A 16,050-nucleotide genomic window follows, 5' to 3' on the forward strand; every position below is an offset into this window, starting at 1 on the left:
CGCGGGAGAGGCGAGGGGACGCGCATCAGGCACGGGCAAAACCCTCCGGCCGGATCCGCAGCACGATGGCGGCGCAGATCGCGATGGTCAGGCCACCCAGGATCGGATTGACGAAGGTCGAGACCAGCACCTGCAACGTCCCGAGCACGGCGCAGGAGCCGGCCAGCGCCAGCAGCGAGCCGCCGGACACCATGACCAGCATGAAGGCGCCGATCAGCCAGGGCACGCCCATGTTCGGATCGACGCTGGACAGCGGCGTGATCAGCGCGCCGGACAGCGCGGCGAGACCGCTGCCGAGCGCGAAGGTAATCAGCCGGACGCGCGAGGAATCGACGCCAAGTCCCTGCGCCAGCATTTCGTTCATGATCACGGCCTTGGTCGAGAGGCCGAGCCGCGTGCCGTTCAGAAGCGCAGTGAACAGCAGGCCGACGATGACGGCCGCAACGATCATCACCAGCCGATAGGCCGAATAGTCGGCGCCAAACAGATGCACCGTGCCCGAGATCGGCGCCTGCACGAACTGCACCTCGCGGCCGAACATCAGGGTGATGAGCTGTCCCAGCACGATACCGAGGCCCCAGGTCGCGAGGATCGCATCGAGCGGGCGCTTATAGAGACGGCGGACGACCACGATCTCCGTGATGCCGCCACAGACGGCGCCGGCGACGAAGGCCAGCGGCAGGACCAGAAACCAAGGCAGGCCGAGTTGAGCGCCGACGAGGGCGGAATAGGCGCCGGCGGTGAGGAAGGCGGCGTGGGCGAAGTTGATGATCTTCATCACGCCGAACACGATCAGGAGACCGGCGGCGATGATGAAGAGCATGGCGGCCGTCGTGACGGCATCGAGAGCGACGGTCAGCATGGTGACTTCCACTTGAGAGAAGCGGGGCGGGCCTTCGTCCGCCCCGCGGGATCATACGCGATCAGGACTAAATCGCTCAGGACTTGCCCGGGCACTGCGCACCGGGATCGACGTTGGCAAAGCTCTGGATCACCTTGACGCTGCCGTCGGCCTGGACCTGGCCGAGATACATGGTCAGCGGCGCATGGCGCTGCTTGTCCATCTTGATCGTGCCGCGCGGACCATCGACCGAGACCTCGGCGAGTGCCTTGAGCACCTTGTCCTGGTCGGTGCTGCCGGCCTTCTCGACCGCCGCCTTGTAGGCGTACACCGCCTCATATTGCGGGACCGAGAGATCGTTCGGGGTCTTCAACTCGGCGCCGAACTTCTTGGCCATCGAGGCCAGGAAGGTCTTGTTGGCCGGCGTATCGATGCCTGTAACGTAAGAGGCAGACAGATAGATGCCGGCCGCGTCAGCGCCCATGCCCTTGGCGGTGCCCTCGTCGACGGCGAGGTTGCCGTAGGGCAGGTTCACGCCGGCGGCGCGCAGCTGCTTGGTCAGGGTGACGTTCGGTGCGCCGCCCGCGGTCGAGGTGATCAGCGCGTCGGCGCCGGAGGCCTTGAGCTTGGAGATGATCGAGGTCCAGTCGGAGCCGTCCATCGGCAAATATTCCTCGCCGACGACCTTTCCGCCCGTCTTCTCGATATACATCTTCGTGAAGGCGAGCATGCCGCGGCCGAAGGCGTAGTCGGAGCCGATCAGGAAGTAGCTCTTCGCCTTCTTCTCCTTGTTGAAGTAGTCGACGATCGGAGGCACCTGCTGGTCCGGTACCCAGGCGTTGACGTAGAGATACGGGCTGCAGGACTTGCCCTCGTAGAACGAGGTGTAGATGTAGGGCGTCTTGCCGCGGGCGACGATCGGCAGGCCAGCGTTGCGGGCGGCGCTGGTCTCCATCGAGATCAGCACGTTGACCTTCTTCTGGAAGATCAGCGCGTCGAACGCCTTCTGCGCGCCGGCCGCGCCCGAGGCGTCATCGGCGACCTCGAGCTCCAGCTTGCGGCCGAGCACGCCGCCCTTGGCGTTGATCTCCTCGACCGCCAGTTCGGCGGACTGGACCACCGACGGGGCGACGACGGAGTTGGCGCCGGACAGGCCGACGGGGACGCCGATCTTGATCGGATCGGCGGCAAAGGCAGACGAGAGCGCGGTCGCCGCGAGGGCGAGCGCGAGTGAGGTGGTGAGCAAACGCGATGTCATCGATTGTCCTCCGTGAATGGTGAAAACAGAAAGGCGAAGTTGTCAGTACCAGCCGCGCTTGACCTCGCTGCCGAGCATCTCGTCGTAGACGTCGGAGCGGCGGTCGCGCAGGACCTGGTTGAAGGCGTTCCAGTTGCGGGCGCGGCGGGCCTCGCCGAGCGCCACGTCGGCGATCACGATCTCCTCCTTGTCGCGGCTCGCGGGGCCTGCGACCGGCCAGCCGGTGTAGCTGACGATCAGGCTCTGGCCCTCGAACGGCTGTCCGCGCTCGACGCCGACGCGGTCGGCGCAGGCGATGAAGATGGAGTTGGAATGCGCGGCCGCCATCGCCAGGATGTTGGCCATCGCTTCACGTCCCGGCGCCTGGCCGGGGATCGGCACCCAGTTCGTCGGCACGCAGACGATGTCGGCGCCCTGCAGCGCGTTCAGACGGTAGCTCTCCGGGAACCAGCCGTCGTAGCAGATCGCCATGCCGATGCGGCCGATCTCGGTGTGGTAGACGGGGAAGCCGAGATTGCCGGGCTCGAAATACAGGTTCTCCTCGTTCCACAGATGCACCTTGCGGAACGTGCCGATGTAGCCCTTCGGCCCGATCAGCACCGCGCTGTTGTAGAGCTTGGTCCCGTCGCGCTCGCAGATGCCGGCGACGAGGTGCAGGCCATGCCTGGCCGCGATCTCGCTCCAGGCGGTCACGGCGGGGCCGCCGGGAATGGTCTCGGAGGCGGCGAAGGCCTCCTCGCGGGATTTGAACACGTAGCCGCTTGAGGCGAGCTCGGGCAGCACCACGAGCTTGGCGCCTTGCGCCACCGCCTGTTGGATCAAATCGAGGCTGTGGGCGAGGTTGGTGGCCAACTCGCCGACCATCGGCTGCATCTGGATGCAGGCGATCCGCAGTTTGCTGTCGTCATCCGTCGTCAAGGCACGAGTCTCCGTTGCGTTCGCGAGGGTCGCGCGCGCCAAACAAAAAGCCCCCGACTGCGCCTTGCGGCGCAATACGAGGGCTGCATAGCCTGATGTGAAATGGCCGACCGGCCATTGGCGGACATCCGATGTCCGCAACGGTTTCAAGTAACTCAAATGCGCGAAGCGAAGTCAACGCCGTCGCTTGCAAAAATTTGAGGCCGCCGCTGCCCAACGTGTGGGCGCGTAGCCACAGCTTCAGCGCGAGGCCGGCGCATCGAGCACCCCCAGTCCGCCCAATGTCTCCTGTGCGTTGATGATCGAGATCGCGATGTCGGCCATGGCGACGCGCTTCTGCGTCGCCTGCGCGCGGATCAGCTCATAGGCCTCGACCTCGCCGACCTGCTTCAACCCCATCAGGATCTTCACCGCCTTGTCGACGTCGCGCCGCGCCTTCAACGTCTCCTCGAGCTTCTGCACCTTGCCTTCGAGACGGCGCGTATAGCCGCGCAGCGAGCGCGCCAGCACCAGCGAGGAGAGGATGCCGAACGAGCGGATCGGCTTGTTGACGACGCCATGCGCATTGCTGTCGAGCAGGCGCTTGAGGATCGTCGGATTCTCGTAGTCGACAATGGCGATGAAGGTAAGCGGATGCTCGCTGGTGCCTTCGGGAAAGATCATCTCCTCGGAGGTCTCGATCAGCTGGAACACCGTGTCGATGTCGTGCGGGATCGCGGCGGGTGGCGGCCAGACGCCGCGCACGTTGCAGCCGATGCGCTTGAGTTGATCGATCAGCGCATCGCCTTCGGCGTCGCGCGGATGGATCACCAGCACGCGGGCGCCGCGCAGCTCCTCGATCAGGCGGCGCACGCCGGGTTTCATGCGGTCATCCGGCCTCATGCTGACAGCGCCTCTTCGCTGAGCCAGCGGCCGCCGATCGGCGACACCGAAAGATACGGGTCGGGCTTGATCGGGCTCTTGCTCTCCCAGACGATGTCGAACTGGCCATCGGCGCGGACGCGGCCGATGCGCGGCGTGGTCCAGACGTGGTTGTTGTCGGGATCGATCCGGATCGGTCCCTCCGGCGCTTCGAGGCTGAGGCCGAGCGCGGCCTCCACCAGCTTCTGCGTATCGAGGCTGCCGGCCTGTTCGAGCGCCCGCGCGAACAGCTTGATCTGCGCATAGGCCGACGCGCTCCACATGCTGACCGGCGTCTCCGCGCCGAACGTCGCCGCGAAGGCCGCCTTGAAGCGATCATTGCTGTCGCGCGCCAAGGTGCCGAAATAGCTTGCGGCAGTCAGGTGGCCGACGCAGTGCTCGGCGCCGATGGCGCGAACCTCGCCCTCGGCCATGGTGAGGCTGGCGATCGGCAGCCGCTTCGGGTCGAAGCCGGCCTGCGTATACATCCGATAGAAGCGCTGCGCGGTGCGGCCGACGATGGTCGAGAATACGACGTCGGGGGCGGCGTCCCGGATGGCATCGAGACCGCGCGTCAACTCGGCGTCGGTCGCCTCCATCGTCACATATTGCTCGCCGACGACGCGGCCGGAATAGGACTCGACGAGGTCGCGCATGATGCGGTTGGATTCGCGCGGGTAGATGTAGTCGGAGCCGATCAGGTAGACGCGCGGGCCGTGCTTGCGCACGATGTATTCGGCGAGCTGGAACGCGTTCTGGTTCGGCGCCGGCCCGGTGTAGATCACGTTCGGGGAGTATTCGAAACCTTCGTAGAGCGAGGGATACCAGAGCAGGCCGTTGCGGCGCTCGATCGCCGGCAGCACCGCCTTGCGCTCCGCGGAGGTCGAGCAGCCGAAGATCACGGAGGCGCCATCCTCGGTCAGCAGGCGATCGGCGAGCTTGCGGAAGGTTTCCGGCTGCGAGCCCGGATCATAGGCGATGACCTCGATCTCGCGGCCGAGCACGCCGCCGGCGGTGTTGATCTCCTGGATCGCGAGTGCCGTGCCGAAGAAGTGCTCGGACTCCGTGACCTGCATCAGGCCGCTGCGCGAGAACAGCACGCCGACACGCCAGACATCCTTGACGGATGATTTTGCGGCCGGTCTCGTCGTCATCATCATGCCTCCAGGTCGACGGGCCGGCGGGGCCGGCTCGGAAAGCGCGGACTATTGCCACTCGGCGCGCGGTTGGCAACGGGGGCGAATCGGCAGGTCAGGTTCCAGGTGTCAGACGAGCCGCAGCATCGCCGCGACGCAGAGCGCGTCCGGATCATGCGGTGTTTGGGCCCTCGACGATGATGAGGGCGCAGGGAATGCCGGGCGCTGGCCGCACCCATGGCCCGCCTGCAAGAAAAAAGCAGGCGGCAGTCACCACAGGTCAGCCGAGACATCCCGGCATTCCCTGCGCGGTGGGCTTCACGCTTATACGCGCTCTCCTCGGGGACCGGCTGATTGACCCCGTCGGCCGCGGAGCTCGTCGGACCTCCGCAAGCCTTGACCTCAGCACCGGGAGGCCAGGACCACGCGACTTCACGTACGTCAGCGCATCGCTCGTCCGCACATGATGCGCGCCGATGCCCTCACGTCCACCGCATTGCCGGCCCAACGTGTCGTGACGACGCGTACGCCCCTCATCCGGACCGGAACGCAGATGTTATAGGCATGATTTGCTGATTTTCGGAAGTGATTTATTTTTCGCGGGGGCTCTTGAAACGGGCTTTGTTGTTGTCAGCGCTGGTAAAATCAGTCTTTTGGCGCACTCCATGCCACTTGCTCAGCCGTCATTCCGGGCAGCCGCGCAGCGGCTGAGCCCGGAATCCATACTCACGAACTGCAGTGCGGGGCGAAGCGGCTGCGACGCGCAGCTCACTCTCTCTCGGGCGGTCGTGGTTATGGATTCCGGGCTCGCGCTGCGCGCGCCCCGGAATGACGATGTGGAGGCGGCGTGTATCCCTCACGCTGAGCGTGATATGGGCTGCGATGATCATGTCGCACGCGGGTCGCTTGGTCCGCGACGAGATTGGAGCCCGATTGGCGCGTTCGTGCGTTGACGTTAAGAATGCGGCGATGTCCGGCTCACGAGCCTCCCTGAAACCTGGGCGCGTGAACGGAAGTCGCGGCCAGACGAAAGATTGACATGCGCAGCTTCGAAGACCGAGTCCTGCTGTTCCTGCTCGCCGTGATCACGCTCGCGCTCGGCTGGATTTTGCTGCCGTTCTATGGCGCGCTGCTGTGGGGTGTGGTCGGCGCGATCGTGTTCGCTCCGCTGCACCGCCGGCTGTCACAGTCGATGCACGGTCGTGACGGGCTGGCGGCGGCCATCGTCGTGCTGCTGGTCATTCTGATCATCATCATTCCATTCTCGCTGGTCGCGGCGGCGCTGGCGCAACAGGCGGCCGGCGTGTACGGGCAGGTGCAGGGCGGCCAGTTGGACGTCACGCAGTATTTTCAGAAGATGCTGGACGCGCTGCCCGGTTGGATCGTCGATCTGCTGAATCGGTTCGGGCTCGGCAGCTTGGCCGGCCTGAAAGACCGGTTGTCGGCGTTGCTGCTGCGCGGCAGCCAGGTGATCGCGGGCCAGGCGCTCAACATCGGGCAGGGGACGTTCGAGTTCTTCGTCAGCCTTTTTCTCATGCTCTATCTGTTGTTCTTCCTGCTGCGCGACGAGGAGACCTTGTCGAAGCGGATCGCGGACGCCATCCCGCTGCGCGACGAGCAACGCAACGCGCTGCTCGCGAAGTTCATCATCGTCATCCGCGCGACCGTAAAGGGCAATCTGGTCGTCGCCCTGGCGCAGGGCGCGCTGGGCGGACTGATCTTCTGGTTCCTCGGTATCACCGCGCCGCTGCTGTGGGCGGTGGTGATGGCCTTCATGTCGCTGCTCCCCGCGGTGGGCGCGGGGATCGTGTGGTTTCCGGTCGCGCTCTATCTGCTGGCCACCGGCTCGATCTGGCACGGCGTGATCCTGATCGCCTATGGCGCGCTGGTCATCGGCCTCGTCGACAATCTGCTGCGCCCGATCCTGGTCGGACAGGATACCAAGATGCCGGACTATGTGGTGCTGATCTCGACCTTGGGAGGCATCGAGGTGTTCGGATTGAATGGCTTCATCATCGGCCCGGTCATCGCGGCGATGTTCATCGCGATCTGGGACATGTTTACCACGGTGCGGAGCGAGAATCGCGCGGTAGCTGATGTGACGAGTAGGTCGAATTAGCGCGCAGCGTCATCCGCTTTTGTGGCCAAGCTCGTTGTCACGCAAACGGTCGTCATTCCGGGGCAGCCGCGTGAGCGGCTGAGCCCGGAATCCATAACCACGAATGGTGATCGTTGTACGAGTTTTGGCCACATCCATCGCGCTTCGATCGAGATAGTTGTGGCTATGGATTCCGGGCTCGCGCTACGCGCGCCCCGGAATGACGAGAGGTGCGTAGCCCCGGGCGAGCGAAGCGACCCCGGGTTCTCCGGCACGGCGTGTGAGAACACGCATGTCGCTGCGCTCATGCGGGCTACGGCAAAGCATGCGCGGCAAAAACTCGGTGTCATGCCCGCGTAGGCGGGCATCCAGTACGCCGCGGTGTCTCGGGTTGATCACGATCGTCCCGGCGTACTGGATCGTCCGCCTTCGCGGACGATGACGGCGGAGAGTGGCGCAGGCTGCTTGCCCAACCGTCGTTGCGAGCGGAGCGACGTGTCCGCCACAGCCCGAAGGGCGGCGGCGGAAGCAATCCAGAGTCCCGCCCACCACACTGGATTGCTTCGTCGCTTCGCCCCTCGCAATGACGGGGATTGAGGCTGCGGTCTCGGCTCAGAAGCCGTAAAGTCGGGCAGGGTTGTCGACCAGGATCTTCTTCCGGATCGCGGCGCCTGGTGCCCACACCGGCAGCTGGTTCATCAGGCGGCCGTCGTCGATCGGATAGAACGGCCTGACATCCGTCGCCTTCAGCTCGGGATGGGGCGACGAGTCCGGATGCGGCCAGTCGGTGCCCCAGACGATCCGGTCGGGGTTGGCTGCGATCAGCGCTTGCGCAAACGGAATGACATCCTTGTAGTCCGGGCCGCGGGTCGAGGCGCGGTAGGCGCCGGAGATCTTCACATAGGCCTTGCCGCTGCGGACGAGCTCGACGAGGTCGGAGAAGCCGGGTTGCTCGAGGCCGAGCGCGGCCTGCGCGCCGCCGAAATGATCGAACACCGCCGTGACCGGCGACTGCATCACGAGGTCCTTGATGGCGGCGATCATCGCAGGCGTCGTGTAGAGCTGGACGTGCCAGCCGCGCGCTTTCATGCGTTCGACGGCGGCCTGGAAGCGTGCGCGGCCGATGGTGGGATCGTTGATGCCGCCGGTCGCGAGATTGAGGCGGATGCCGCGGAAGCCATCCGCGTTCATCGCGTCGAGCTGCGCCTCGGTGGTCTTGTCGTCGATCACGGCGACGCCGCGAGCGTCGTTGCCTCTGGCCTTCATGCCGAACAGGGTCGCGGAATTGTCGGTGCCGTAGACGCTCGGCGTCACGATGACCACGCGCTTGATGTGCAGCGCCTTGTGCAGGGCGGCCATCTCCTCGGGCGAGGCCGGCTCGGGCGTGTAGACGCGGGTCGCCGCAAACGGAAATTTCTCGGGATCGCCGTGGATGTGGGTGTGGCAGTCGCAGGCATCGGCGGGCACGTCGAAGTCGACCGGGGTGGCGGGCTGCGAGGGGTTGGCGCGGGCTGTCGTCATCGTCACTCCGGCGGCGAGCGAGGCCAGCAGCAGGCTGCGGCGGGTCAACATGGTGGTCCTTCCCCGGATGCCGCGCGTGCGTTGAGCGTGACGCGCGTGGTGTCGTGGGATGAGCGTGAACCGGCGCGGGGCAGGGGGCAAGAGCGAAGCCAAGCTATAGGTCGTCATCCCCGCGAACGCGGGGATCCATAGCCACAGGAGGTCGTGTGGCGGCACACGCTTGGCTCCGATCTGGTGTCACCACATAGCCCTGTGGCTATGGATCCCGGGTCGGCGCCTCCACGGCGCGTGCGCGCCGTTCCGGCTTGCCCGGGACGACGGCGGAGGGTGGGGCTGACGTCCCGCTCTACGACCGCGACGCAGCGGAAGTTGCAGCGCCTGCACGGTCAGCTACGTGGTTTGGAAGCGCTACTGCCCCGAGGGCGTGCGCAGGCCGTGCCAGGCGTCGCGGACCTGGTGGTAGTGGACTTCGGGCAGGTAGTCCGGCGTGTTCAGGTTGAGGTTCTTGACGTCGAGCCGGCCGACGGCGCTGAGCAGGGTGTAGGAGGCGATGACGCGGTCGCGCTGGGCGCCGATCAGCCGGGCCTTGGCCTGGATGAGGTCGGATTGCGAGTTGAGGACGTCGACCGTGGTGCGCTGGCCGCCCTGCGCCTCGCGCGAGACGCCTTGCAGCGCGACGGTAGCTGCCTTCACCTCGGACTCGGAGGCGCTGACGGCGACCTTGGCGCCCTCATTGGCGACCCAGGCGCTGACCACGGCGGTGCGCGCCTGATTGCGGACCTGGTCGAGCACGAGCCGGCTCTGCGCCGCAAGCTCCTTGGATTGCCGGGTCTGCGACGCCGCGGTGCCGCCGTCATAGATCGGCGCGGTGACGCTGCCGACGATCGAGGCCTGGTCGGTGCCGAAGGTGCCGAGCGTCTGATCCGAATCGCGGCTGCGGCTGACACTGCCCTGCAGCGTCACGCTCGGCAGCAGCGCGCCCTCGGCGACCTTGATCGCGGTCGAGGCGACGTCGACGTCGAAGCTTGCCGCCGCCACGGCCGGATTTTCCCTGTTGGCAAGCGCGATCGCGTCCTCGCGCGAGCGCGGCAGCAGGCGATCGATGGGATCGGCGGTGCGAAGCTGACCCGGAGCCATGCCGATGACCTGTGCATAGGTGGCCTGGCTGATGGCGAGGTTGACCTCGGCGGCGTTGAGATCGGACAGCCCGCGCGACAGCCTCGCTTCGGCCTGGGCCGCATCGGTCGGCGTGACGTCGCCGGCGTTGAGGCGGCGCTGCGTCACCGACAGGGTCTCGCGCAGGAAGGCGACGTTGGAGCGCTGCGCCTCGACCAGCGACTGGTTGGCCAGCACGTTGGTGTAGGCGGTGACGGCGTCGAGCAGGATGCCCTGGCCGACATTGCGCAGCGCCTCGCGGCCGGACTGCACCTGCAACTCGGCCACGCGCACGCTGTTGGCGGTGCGGAAGCCGTTGAACAGCGTCTGCGTCACGGTCACGCCGATCGTCCATGGCTTCAGGGTCGCGGTCTGGACGGTGTTGGCGGGCAGGAGATTGCGGACGGCCTGCAGGCCGGCGCCGAGGCTGGCGATGAGCTGCGGGCGGTAGCCGGCCAGCGCCTGCGGCACGTTCTCGTCGGTGGCGCGCTGCCGGGCACGTTCGGCGTTAAGCGCGGGATTGGTCTGATAGGCTTTCGCCAGCGCAGCCGCGAGATCCTCGGCGCGCACGGGCGAGCAGATTGTGACAAGGCCGGCAATCACGGTCAGGCCAAGACCGACCCGCTTTGCACGCACCCCGCCGACGCCAAATTCTTTGGCTCGACCCACCATCCGACTCCGCCGCGTCCCACTGTCTTAACCCGTCGTTTACCTGTTTACGGCGGAGGGCGGCCACACACAAACCACTGATGGGGAATTAGGCGGGCTTTTCCATGGATTGTTGTGGCGGTCCCGCCACAGACCGTTGGTCGCAGGTGCTGTGGCATAGGCGCGCGGTAGGTGGGTGGACGGGCGAGGGGAGGTTGCAAGTGCTCGGCGCGAATCGCGTCAGCTATTTGCGAGCAGCTTGCGGCTTGCTCAGCGCACCTCGCCCCGCTTGTGGGGAGAGGTCGGATTGCATCGAAGATGCAATCCGGGTGAGGGGGTGCAGGTCTAACCACATGCACCACCCGTGCGGCTGCCGCTCACCCCGACCCTCTCCCCGTAAGAACGGGGCGAGGGAGCGCACTGTGAACGGGGGCGATAGCTCGAGCTCAATCTTGGAAGACTTGGTTCGACCGAACCACGTCGCGACACGTCACCGGTTCTTGTTGACCGGCTTGCGCTTCTCGATGAACGCGGCCATGCCCTCGGCGCGGTCCTCCAGCGCGAAGGTCGCGTGGAAGAGGTTGCGCTCGACGTTCATGCCTTCGGAGAGCGGGGTCTCGAAGGCGCGGTTGACCGCCTCCTTGGCCATGGCCGCGGCGGGGCGCGACATGGCGGCGATCTTCTCGGCGGCGGCCATGGTCTCTTCCATCAGCTTGTCGGCCGGCACGATGCGGCTGACCAAGCCGGCGCGCTCGGCTTCGGCCGCATCCATCATCCGTCCGGTGAGGCAGAGGTCCATCGCCTTGGCCTTGCCGATGGCGCGGGTCAGGCGCTGCGTGCCGCCGATGCCCGGAATGGTGCCGAGCGTGATCTCGGGCTGGCCGAACCTGGCGGTATCGGAGCAGATGATGAAGTCGCACATCATCGCCAGCTCGCAGCCGCCGCCGAGCGCATAGCCGGAGACGGCGGCGATCGTCGGCTTGCGGCAGCGCGCGACGCGGTCGCCGCCGATGGCGGTGAAGTCGCTCGAGAACATGTCGATGAAGCTCTTGGGCTGCATCTCCTTGATGTCGGCGCCGGCGGCGAACGCCTTCTCGCTGCCGGTGATGACGATGCAGCCGATGGCGTCGTCCGCCTCGAGATCGTCGACCGCCGCGGCGATCTCGCGGAAGACGCCGAACGACAGCGCGTTGAGCATCTTCGGCCGGTTCAAGGTGATGACACCGACCGCGCCTTTGCCCTCGACGATGATGTGCTCGTAAACGCTCATGATTCGACCCCCGCAAAATCAAACAGCGGGCAATCTGCCCGCTGCAGGGGTGCGCATCAAGTAGCCGCAGCGCCTCAGATCATGAACATCCGCGCCGCCGAGCCCAGGGTGAGCAGGGTGCCGCAGGCGATGAAGATCTTGCCGATGATCGAGGCCCTGTCCCAGCCGGAGCCGTCGTCATTGCTGACGGTGACCATGTTCACGGTCGTGGGCTCGGCCTGCTCCGAATCAGCCGCTGCGGCGTCGGCCGACTGCGGCTGCGCCTGTGCCTCGGCCTGCGGCGCCGGGAACACGTCCTGCTTGGCGGCGGGCGCACTGTCCGACCCCACCGGCAGGAAGGGACTGTAGGTCTGCGTTTCGGCCGCGCGTGCCAATCCAGTGCCGGCGAGGCTCAGGACGAACGCGGCGGCGATGATGACTGCTGAACGTCCACTGGCTTGGATCGTCATGTTGGCCTTCTCCCCATCCTGCCAGCCCATGACGGAGTTGGACCTCGACAGATGTCGAGAACGGGGCAGAAAATGGGTATCTTCCTGCCGCTCACGGCAAAAGCGAGGCGGCGTCGAACCCGGTCGACGGCCTCTGCGGCACGGCTCACAAACCGATCCTGCGCGGACCGATTCAGTGCTATGGAGCGGTTCCGAGATTTGCCCGGTTGCGTGCTCTCCGTGTGGCGCAACTCGGATCGTTCGGAGGCTAAACGAATGATCACGAATTTGTGATCATCGGGCCCCGTGACGTAACAAACTCCAGGCCGAGGCGAACTATCGGGGTGGGAGCGTAGGTGCGCGAGCGTGACGACGAGTGGACAGCCTGGATGCGCCAGGCCGTCGCCGGAGACGACGAGGCCTATCATCGTCTGCTGAAGGCGATCACGCCGGTGTTGCGCGCAGCATCACGGCGCGGGCTGTCGCGCGCCGGTCAGCCCCCCGATCAGGCCGAGGACATCGTGCAGGAAATTCTGTTGGCGGTTCATCTGAAGCGGCACACCTGGGACACGAGCGCGCCGTTCGCGCCCTGGCTGTTCGCGATCGCGCGTAACAAGCTGATCGACATGCTGCGCCGGCGCGGCCGGCGGGTGTTCGTCGACATCGACGATTTCTCGGAGACGCTGGCCGACAAGCCGCCGGCGCCGAGCGTGTCCGCCGGCGAGGTCGAGGCGCAGCTGAAGACGCTGCCGCAGCGCCAGCGCGACGTGCTGCAGTCGATCGCGGTCGAGGCCGCCTCGATCAAGCAGACGGCGCAGAAATTTTCAATGAGCGAGGGCGCGGTGCGGGTGGCGCTGCACCGGGCGCTCTCAACCCTCACGGCCAAGCTACGGGACAATTGATCATGGACACCGATCAGCTCATCCGCACTTTGGCCGCAGACAATGGGCAGCGCGCGCAGCCCGTCGGCATCGTCATGGCATTGGCGCTGATGGCGGCGACGCCGGTGTCGACCGCGATGCTGCTGATCGGCCTCGGCGTCCGGCCGGACATCTGGATCGCGGTCCGCAATCCCTTCTTCGACCTGAAGTTCATCGTCACCACGGCGCTGGCCATCCCGGCGTTGATCCTCAGCCTGCATTTGTCGCGGCCCGAAGCGTCGCTGCATGGCTGGAGCTGGCTCTTGATCGCACCGATCGTGGTTCTGATCGGCGGCATCGCCGCCGAGATGATGCTGCCGCAGCGGGAGCCGATGATGACGCGACTGATGGGGCATAATTCGATGCTGTGCATGGCCGCGATTCCCGCGCTGTCGCTGCCGGTCCTTGCGGCTGCGCTGTTCGGGCTGCGTCACGGCGCGCCGGCGCGCCCGGCGGTTGCGGGCGCCGTTGCCGGGCTGGTCTCGGCGGGCGTTGCGGCCACGCTCTACGCCGCGCACTGCAACGACGACTCACCGCTGTTCGTCGCCACCTGGTACACGGCCGCAGCGCTGATCGTCGCCGGGCTCGGCGCCGCCATCGGGGCACGCGTGCTGCGCTACTGAGGTGACGGCAGGATCGATCAGGCCTGCGGCGCGGCCGCGGTGTCCTGCACGCGATGAAAGCGCAGCACCTGCTGCGCCGTGGAGCGCCGCAGCTGCGCATAGGTCGCCTTGCAGGCGATGAGGTCGGTCGGCGCGGAGCCGGCCAGCTCGTCGCGCATCCGGATGATCGACTCGACCGCCGGCCATGACAGGCCCGCGACCTTGGCGAGGATCATCACGCCCTCGGCGCGGCTTTCGACCATGATGCTCTCGGCAATCGCGACCGGAACGTTGGCCAGGGCGGCGACCGCCGCATTGGCCTCGTCGAACTTGCGCTGCTCGGTGAACTGCACGACGAGACGGTCGTCGAGCCGGCCATCGGCATGCAGCGAGCGCACCAGGGCATGGGCGATCTCGGTCTGGCTGGTGAGCGCCACGGCGCTCGATCGCGCGCGCCGGCCTGCGGTCCGCACCGCGGACGAGACCTCCTGCGCCAGCTTGGGATTGGCCGCTTCCAGCCGTGCGCGCACTGTGGCCGAGGCCTTGGCGACGAGCTTCAGATAGTGGTGGCGGGGCAGATTGGGCCGCATCGCGAGGCATGCGGCGAGGTTCTCGTCCAGTGCGGCGCGGTCGAGCAGCGTGTCGTAGCTGCTGTCCGACAGGTCGGCGCCGGGATTGCTGACGGTGCTGTGAACGACCTCGTCATTGCCGCGCCGGAGCAGAATGTCGGTGACGGCGCGGCTGAGCACGCGGCGGATCGAGATCGCCAGCAGGTGCGCCTGGCTCTTCGTCTCCGCGGTCCGGATCAGGGCCGCATCGTCGAGCCGCTCGGATTTCGACAGCACGGGACCGGCGACCTCGATGGCGTCGTCGTCGGCCAGCCGGTGCAGCGTTCGCGGCGGCGCCGACGCGAGCGGCGCGAGCCGTCGCGCGAGCAGGGCACGGGCCGAGACCTCGATATGGTCGATCAGGCATTCGAACACGTCGTCGAACAGCGCGACCTGGTCGTCGGCAAAGTCGGCTGCGCCATCGACGAACAGGTCGGTCACCTTGCGCAGGGTCTCGACCCGGCGCGCCACGGTGCCGTGCGCGAGGGTGTCCTCCAGCTCCTCCAGCAGGCCTTGTTTGCGGGCGGGTTTCGCGGACATCTTGGGATCGCTCAGGCGCTGGTGACGCGGTTGCGTCCCTGCGCCTTGGAGTCATAGAGCGCGCGATCGGCACGGGCGAGCAGCGAATCGGCGGTTTCGTCGCCACGCGCGGTCGCGACGCCGGCCGAGAACGTGACCTGCAGGCCGGTCGAGAACGCGCTCCATTCGAGCTCGGCGACGATCCGGCGCAGGCGCTCGGCGAGCCGCGCCGCGGGCTCCGCCGGCGCGCCGGGCAGCACCAGCAGGAATTCCTCGCCGCCATAGCGGCCGAAGCGGTCGCTGCCGCGAATGTTGGCGAACATCGTGATGGCGAAGGTGCGCAGCACGTCGTCGCCGGTCGGATGACCATGGCTGTCGTTGATGCGCTTGAACCAGTCAAGGTCGATCAGCACGACCGAGCACGGCTTGCCGGCCTGGCGCGATCGCGCCATCTCCTCGTCCAGCACGTGCATGATGGAGCGCCGGTTCAGCGCGCCGGTGAGCTCGTCGAGCTCGGCGAGCTCCTCGATGCGGCGATAGGCCTCTGTCAGCTTCAGGCCGCGCTGATACAGCGTCTCGCGCAGCGCGCTGGAGAAGATGCCGAGGAACATGCAGCCGGCGATCGTCAGCAGGAACACCAGCAGCGTCGCGAGCCGCTCCAACCCGCTGTCATGCGGCATGCCGAGCGGCTTGTCGGTGAGCAGGAACAAGGCGGCGAGCCCGAGCGCCAGGAACGTCCAGCAGATCGCGCTCTGCCGCGGGGTGGCGCGCAGCGAGGCGAAGGCGACGACGATGTACAGCGTGCACAGGAACAGGATGCTGACTTCAGGCGCGATGTAGCAGAAGGCCACCGTCACCATCATGCTGACCAGCGATTGCGGCACCACGAGATAGTGATCGCGGAAGCGGTCGTTGAAGCCGCTCTCCGACAAGGCGGTCCACAGCGCGACGGTGAGAATGCCGATCGCGGCATAGGATGGCGCGATCGTGACCGGCACGGTTCCGGCCTGGGCGTAGATCAGCAGGATGACGGCGTCGATCAGGTAGCAACCGGCGATCAGGGCCAGCATCTGCCGGCGGCGGCCGGCCCGGCGCACGCGCAGGTCGCCCGACGGGGACGACTTCGAGCCACCCGTCTCGCCAACGAGCGGTATCGAAACTGGTGGTGCCATAATGCCCATCTGTTCGCTGATCGATCGTCGAAAAATCTACGTGGGAAAGCCTTTAG

The 16,050-nt window shown here is 66.6% G+C and carries 14 protein-coding genes; 3 read left to right on the plus strand and 11 right to left on the minus strand.

What is annotated here, in order from left to right:
• Positions 1 to 25 precede the first annotated feature (25 nt).
• The 5 genes from QXZ94_RS03450 to QXZ94_RS03470 all read right to left on the minus strand — a co-directional run bounded on the left by QXZ94_RS03450 (position 26) and on the right by QXZ94_RS03470 (position 5,071).
• Positions 26 to 862: a branched-chain amino acid ABC transporter permease gene (locus QXZ94_RS03450; RefSeq protein WP_315719247.1), complete on the minus strand. Its 837-nt coding sequence runs from the start codon at positions 860 to 862 to the stop codon at positions 26 to 28.
• A gap of 76 nt (positions 863 to 938) precedes the next feature.
• The gene (locus QXZ94_RS03455; RefSeq protein WP_008966101.1) at positions 939 to 2,099 is read right to left on the minus strand and encodes a substrate-binding protein; all 1,161 of its coding nucleotides are present in this window, start codon (positions 2,097 to 2,099) and stop codon (positions 939 to 941) included.
• Between the two features lie 42 nt (positions 2,100 to 2,141).
• On the minus strand, positions 2,142 to 3,017 hold the full coding sequence (locus QXZ94_RS03460) for a nitrilase family protein (protein ID WP_315719248.1): 876 nt from the start codon (positions 3,015 to 3,017) through the stop codon (positions 2,142 to 2,144).
• 240 nt (positions 3,018 to 3,257) lie between these two features.
• On the minus strand, positions 3,258 to 3,881 hold the full coding sequence (locus QXZ94_RS03465) for an ANTAR domain-containing response regulator (RefSeq protein ID WP_172131072.1): 624 nt from the start codon (positions 3,879 to 3,881) through the stop codon (positions 3,258 to 3,260).
• A 14-nt stretch (positions 3,882 to 3,895) separates the two neighbouring features.
• Positions 3,896 to 5,071, minus strand: a complete 1,176-nt coding sequence (locus QXZ94_RS03470; protein WP_172112096.1) for a transporter substrate-binding domain-containing protein — start codon at positions 5,069 to 5,071, stop codon at positions 3,896 to 3,898.
• Positions 5,072 to 6,092: 1,021 nt separating this feature from the next.
• Between QXZ94_RS03470 and QXZ94_RS03475 the strand changes: the two genes are divergently transcribed.
• Positions 6,093 to 7,172 (plus strand): AI-2E family transporter, encoded by a 1,080-nt coding sequence (locus QXZ94_RS03475; RefSeq protein ID WP_315719249.1) that lies wholly within the window; start codon positions 6,093 to 6,095, stop codon positions 7,170 to 7,172.
• A gap of 591 nt (positions 7,173 to 7,763) precedes the next feature.
• Here the strand turns inward: QXZ94_RS03475 and QXZ94_RS03480 are convergent.
• The 4 genes from QXZ94_RS03480 to QXZ94_RS03495 all read right to left on the minus strand — a co-directional run bounded on the left by QXZ94_RS03480 (position 7,764) and on the right by QXZ94_RS03495 (position 12,194).
• A complete protein-coding gene (locus tag QXZ94_RS03480; protein ID WP_315719250.1) occupies positions 7,764 to 8,723 on the minus strand; it encodes an amidohydrolase family protein in 960 nt (319 codons plus the stop codon).
• A 357-nt stretch (positions 8,724 to 9,080) separates the two neighbouring features.
• Positions 9,081 to 10,499 (minus strand): TolC family outer membrane protein, encoded by a 1,419-nt coding sequence (locus QXZ94_RS03485; RefSeq protein ID WP_315719251.1) that lies wholly within the window; start codon positions 10,497 to 10,499, stop codon positions 9,081 to 9,083.
• A 466-nt stretch (positions 10,500 to 10,965) separates the two neighbouring features.
• Positions 10,966 to 11,745: an enoyl-CoA hydratase gene (locus QXZ94_RS03490; RefSeq protein ID WP_315719252.1), complete on the minus strand. Its 780-nt coding sequence runs from the start codon at positions 11,743 to 11,745 to the stop codon at positions 10,966 to 10,968.
• Between the two features lie 74 nt (positions 11,746 to 11,819).
• Positions 11,820 to 12,194: a hypothetical protein gene (locus tag QXZ94_RS03495; RefSeq protein ID WP_315719253.1), complete on the minus strand. Its 375-nt coding sequence runs from the start codon at positions 12,192 to 12,194 to the stop codon at positions 11,820 to 11,822.
• Positions 12,195 to 12,529: 335 nt separating this feature from the next.
• Here QXZ94_RS03495 and QXZ94_RS03500 point away from each other — a divergent pair, with 335 nt between their 5' ends.
• Entirely contained in the window at positions 12,530 to 13,075 is a 546-nt protein-coding gene (locus QXZ94_RS03500; protein ID WP_315719254.1) for a sigma-70 family RNA polymerase sigma factor, read from the plus strand.
• Between the two features lie 2 nt (positions 13,076 to 13,077).
• A complete protein-coding gene (locus tag QXZ94_RS03505) occupies positions 13,078 to 13,716 on the plus strand; it encodes a DUF1109 domain-containing protein (protein WP_315719255.1) in 639 nt (212 codons plus the stop codon).
• Positions 13,717 to 13,733: 17 nt separating this feature from the next.
• On the opposite strand, the gene QXZ94_RS03510 is transcribed toward QXZ94_RS03505, so the two are convergent.
• Together QXZ94_RS03510 and QXZ94_RS03515 are read right to left on the minus strand one after the other, a co-directional pair.
• Positions 13,734 to 14,843: a DUF2336 domain-containing protein gene (locus QXZ94_RS03510; RefSeq protein ID WP_315719256.1), complete on the minus strand. Its 1,110-nt coding sequence runs from the start codon at positions 14,841 to 14,843 to the stop codon at positions 13,734 to 13,736.
• An 11-nt stretch (positions 14,844 to 14,854) separates the two neighbouring features.
• Positions 14,855 to 16,003, minus strand: a complete 1,149-nt coding sequence (locus tag QXZ94_RS03515; protein WP_172112104.1) for a GGDEF domain-containing protein — start codon at positions 16,001 to 16,003, stop codon at positions 14,855 to 14,857.
• Positions 16,004 to 16,050: the final 47 nt, after the last annotated feature.

This window comes from Bradyrhizobium sp. SZCCHNS2022, from assembly GCF_032377575.1.
Taxonomy (GTDB): domain Bacteria; phylum Pseudomonadota; class Alphaproteobacteria; order Rhizobiales; family Xanthobacteraceae; genus Bradyrhizobium; species Bradyrhizobium aeschynomenes.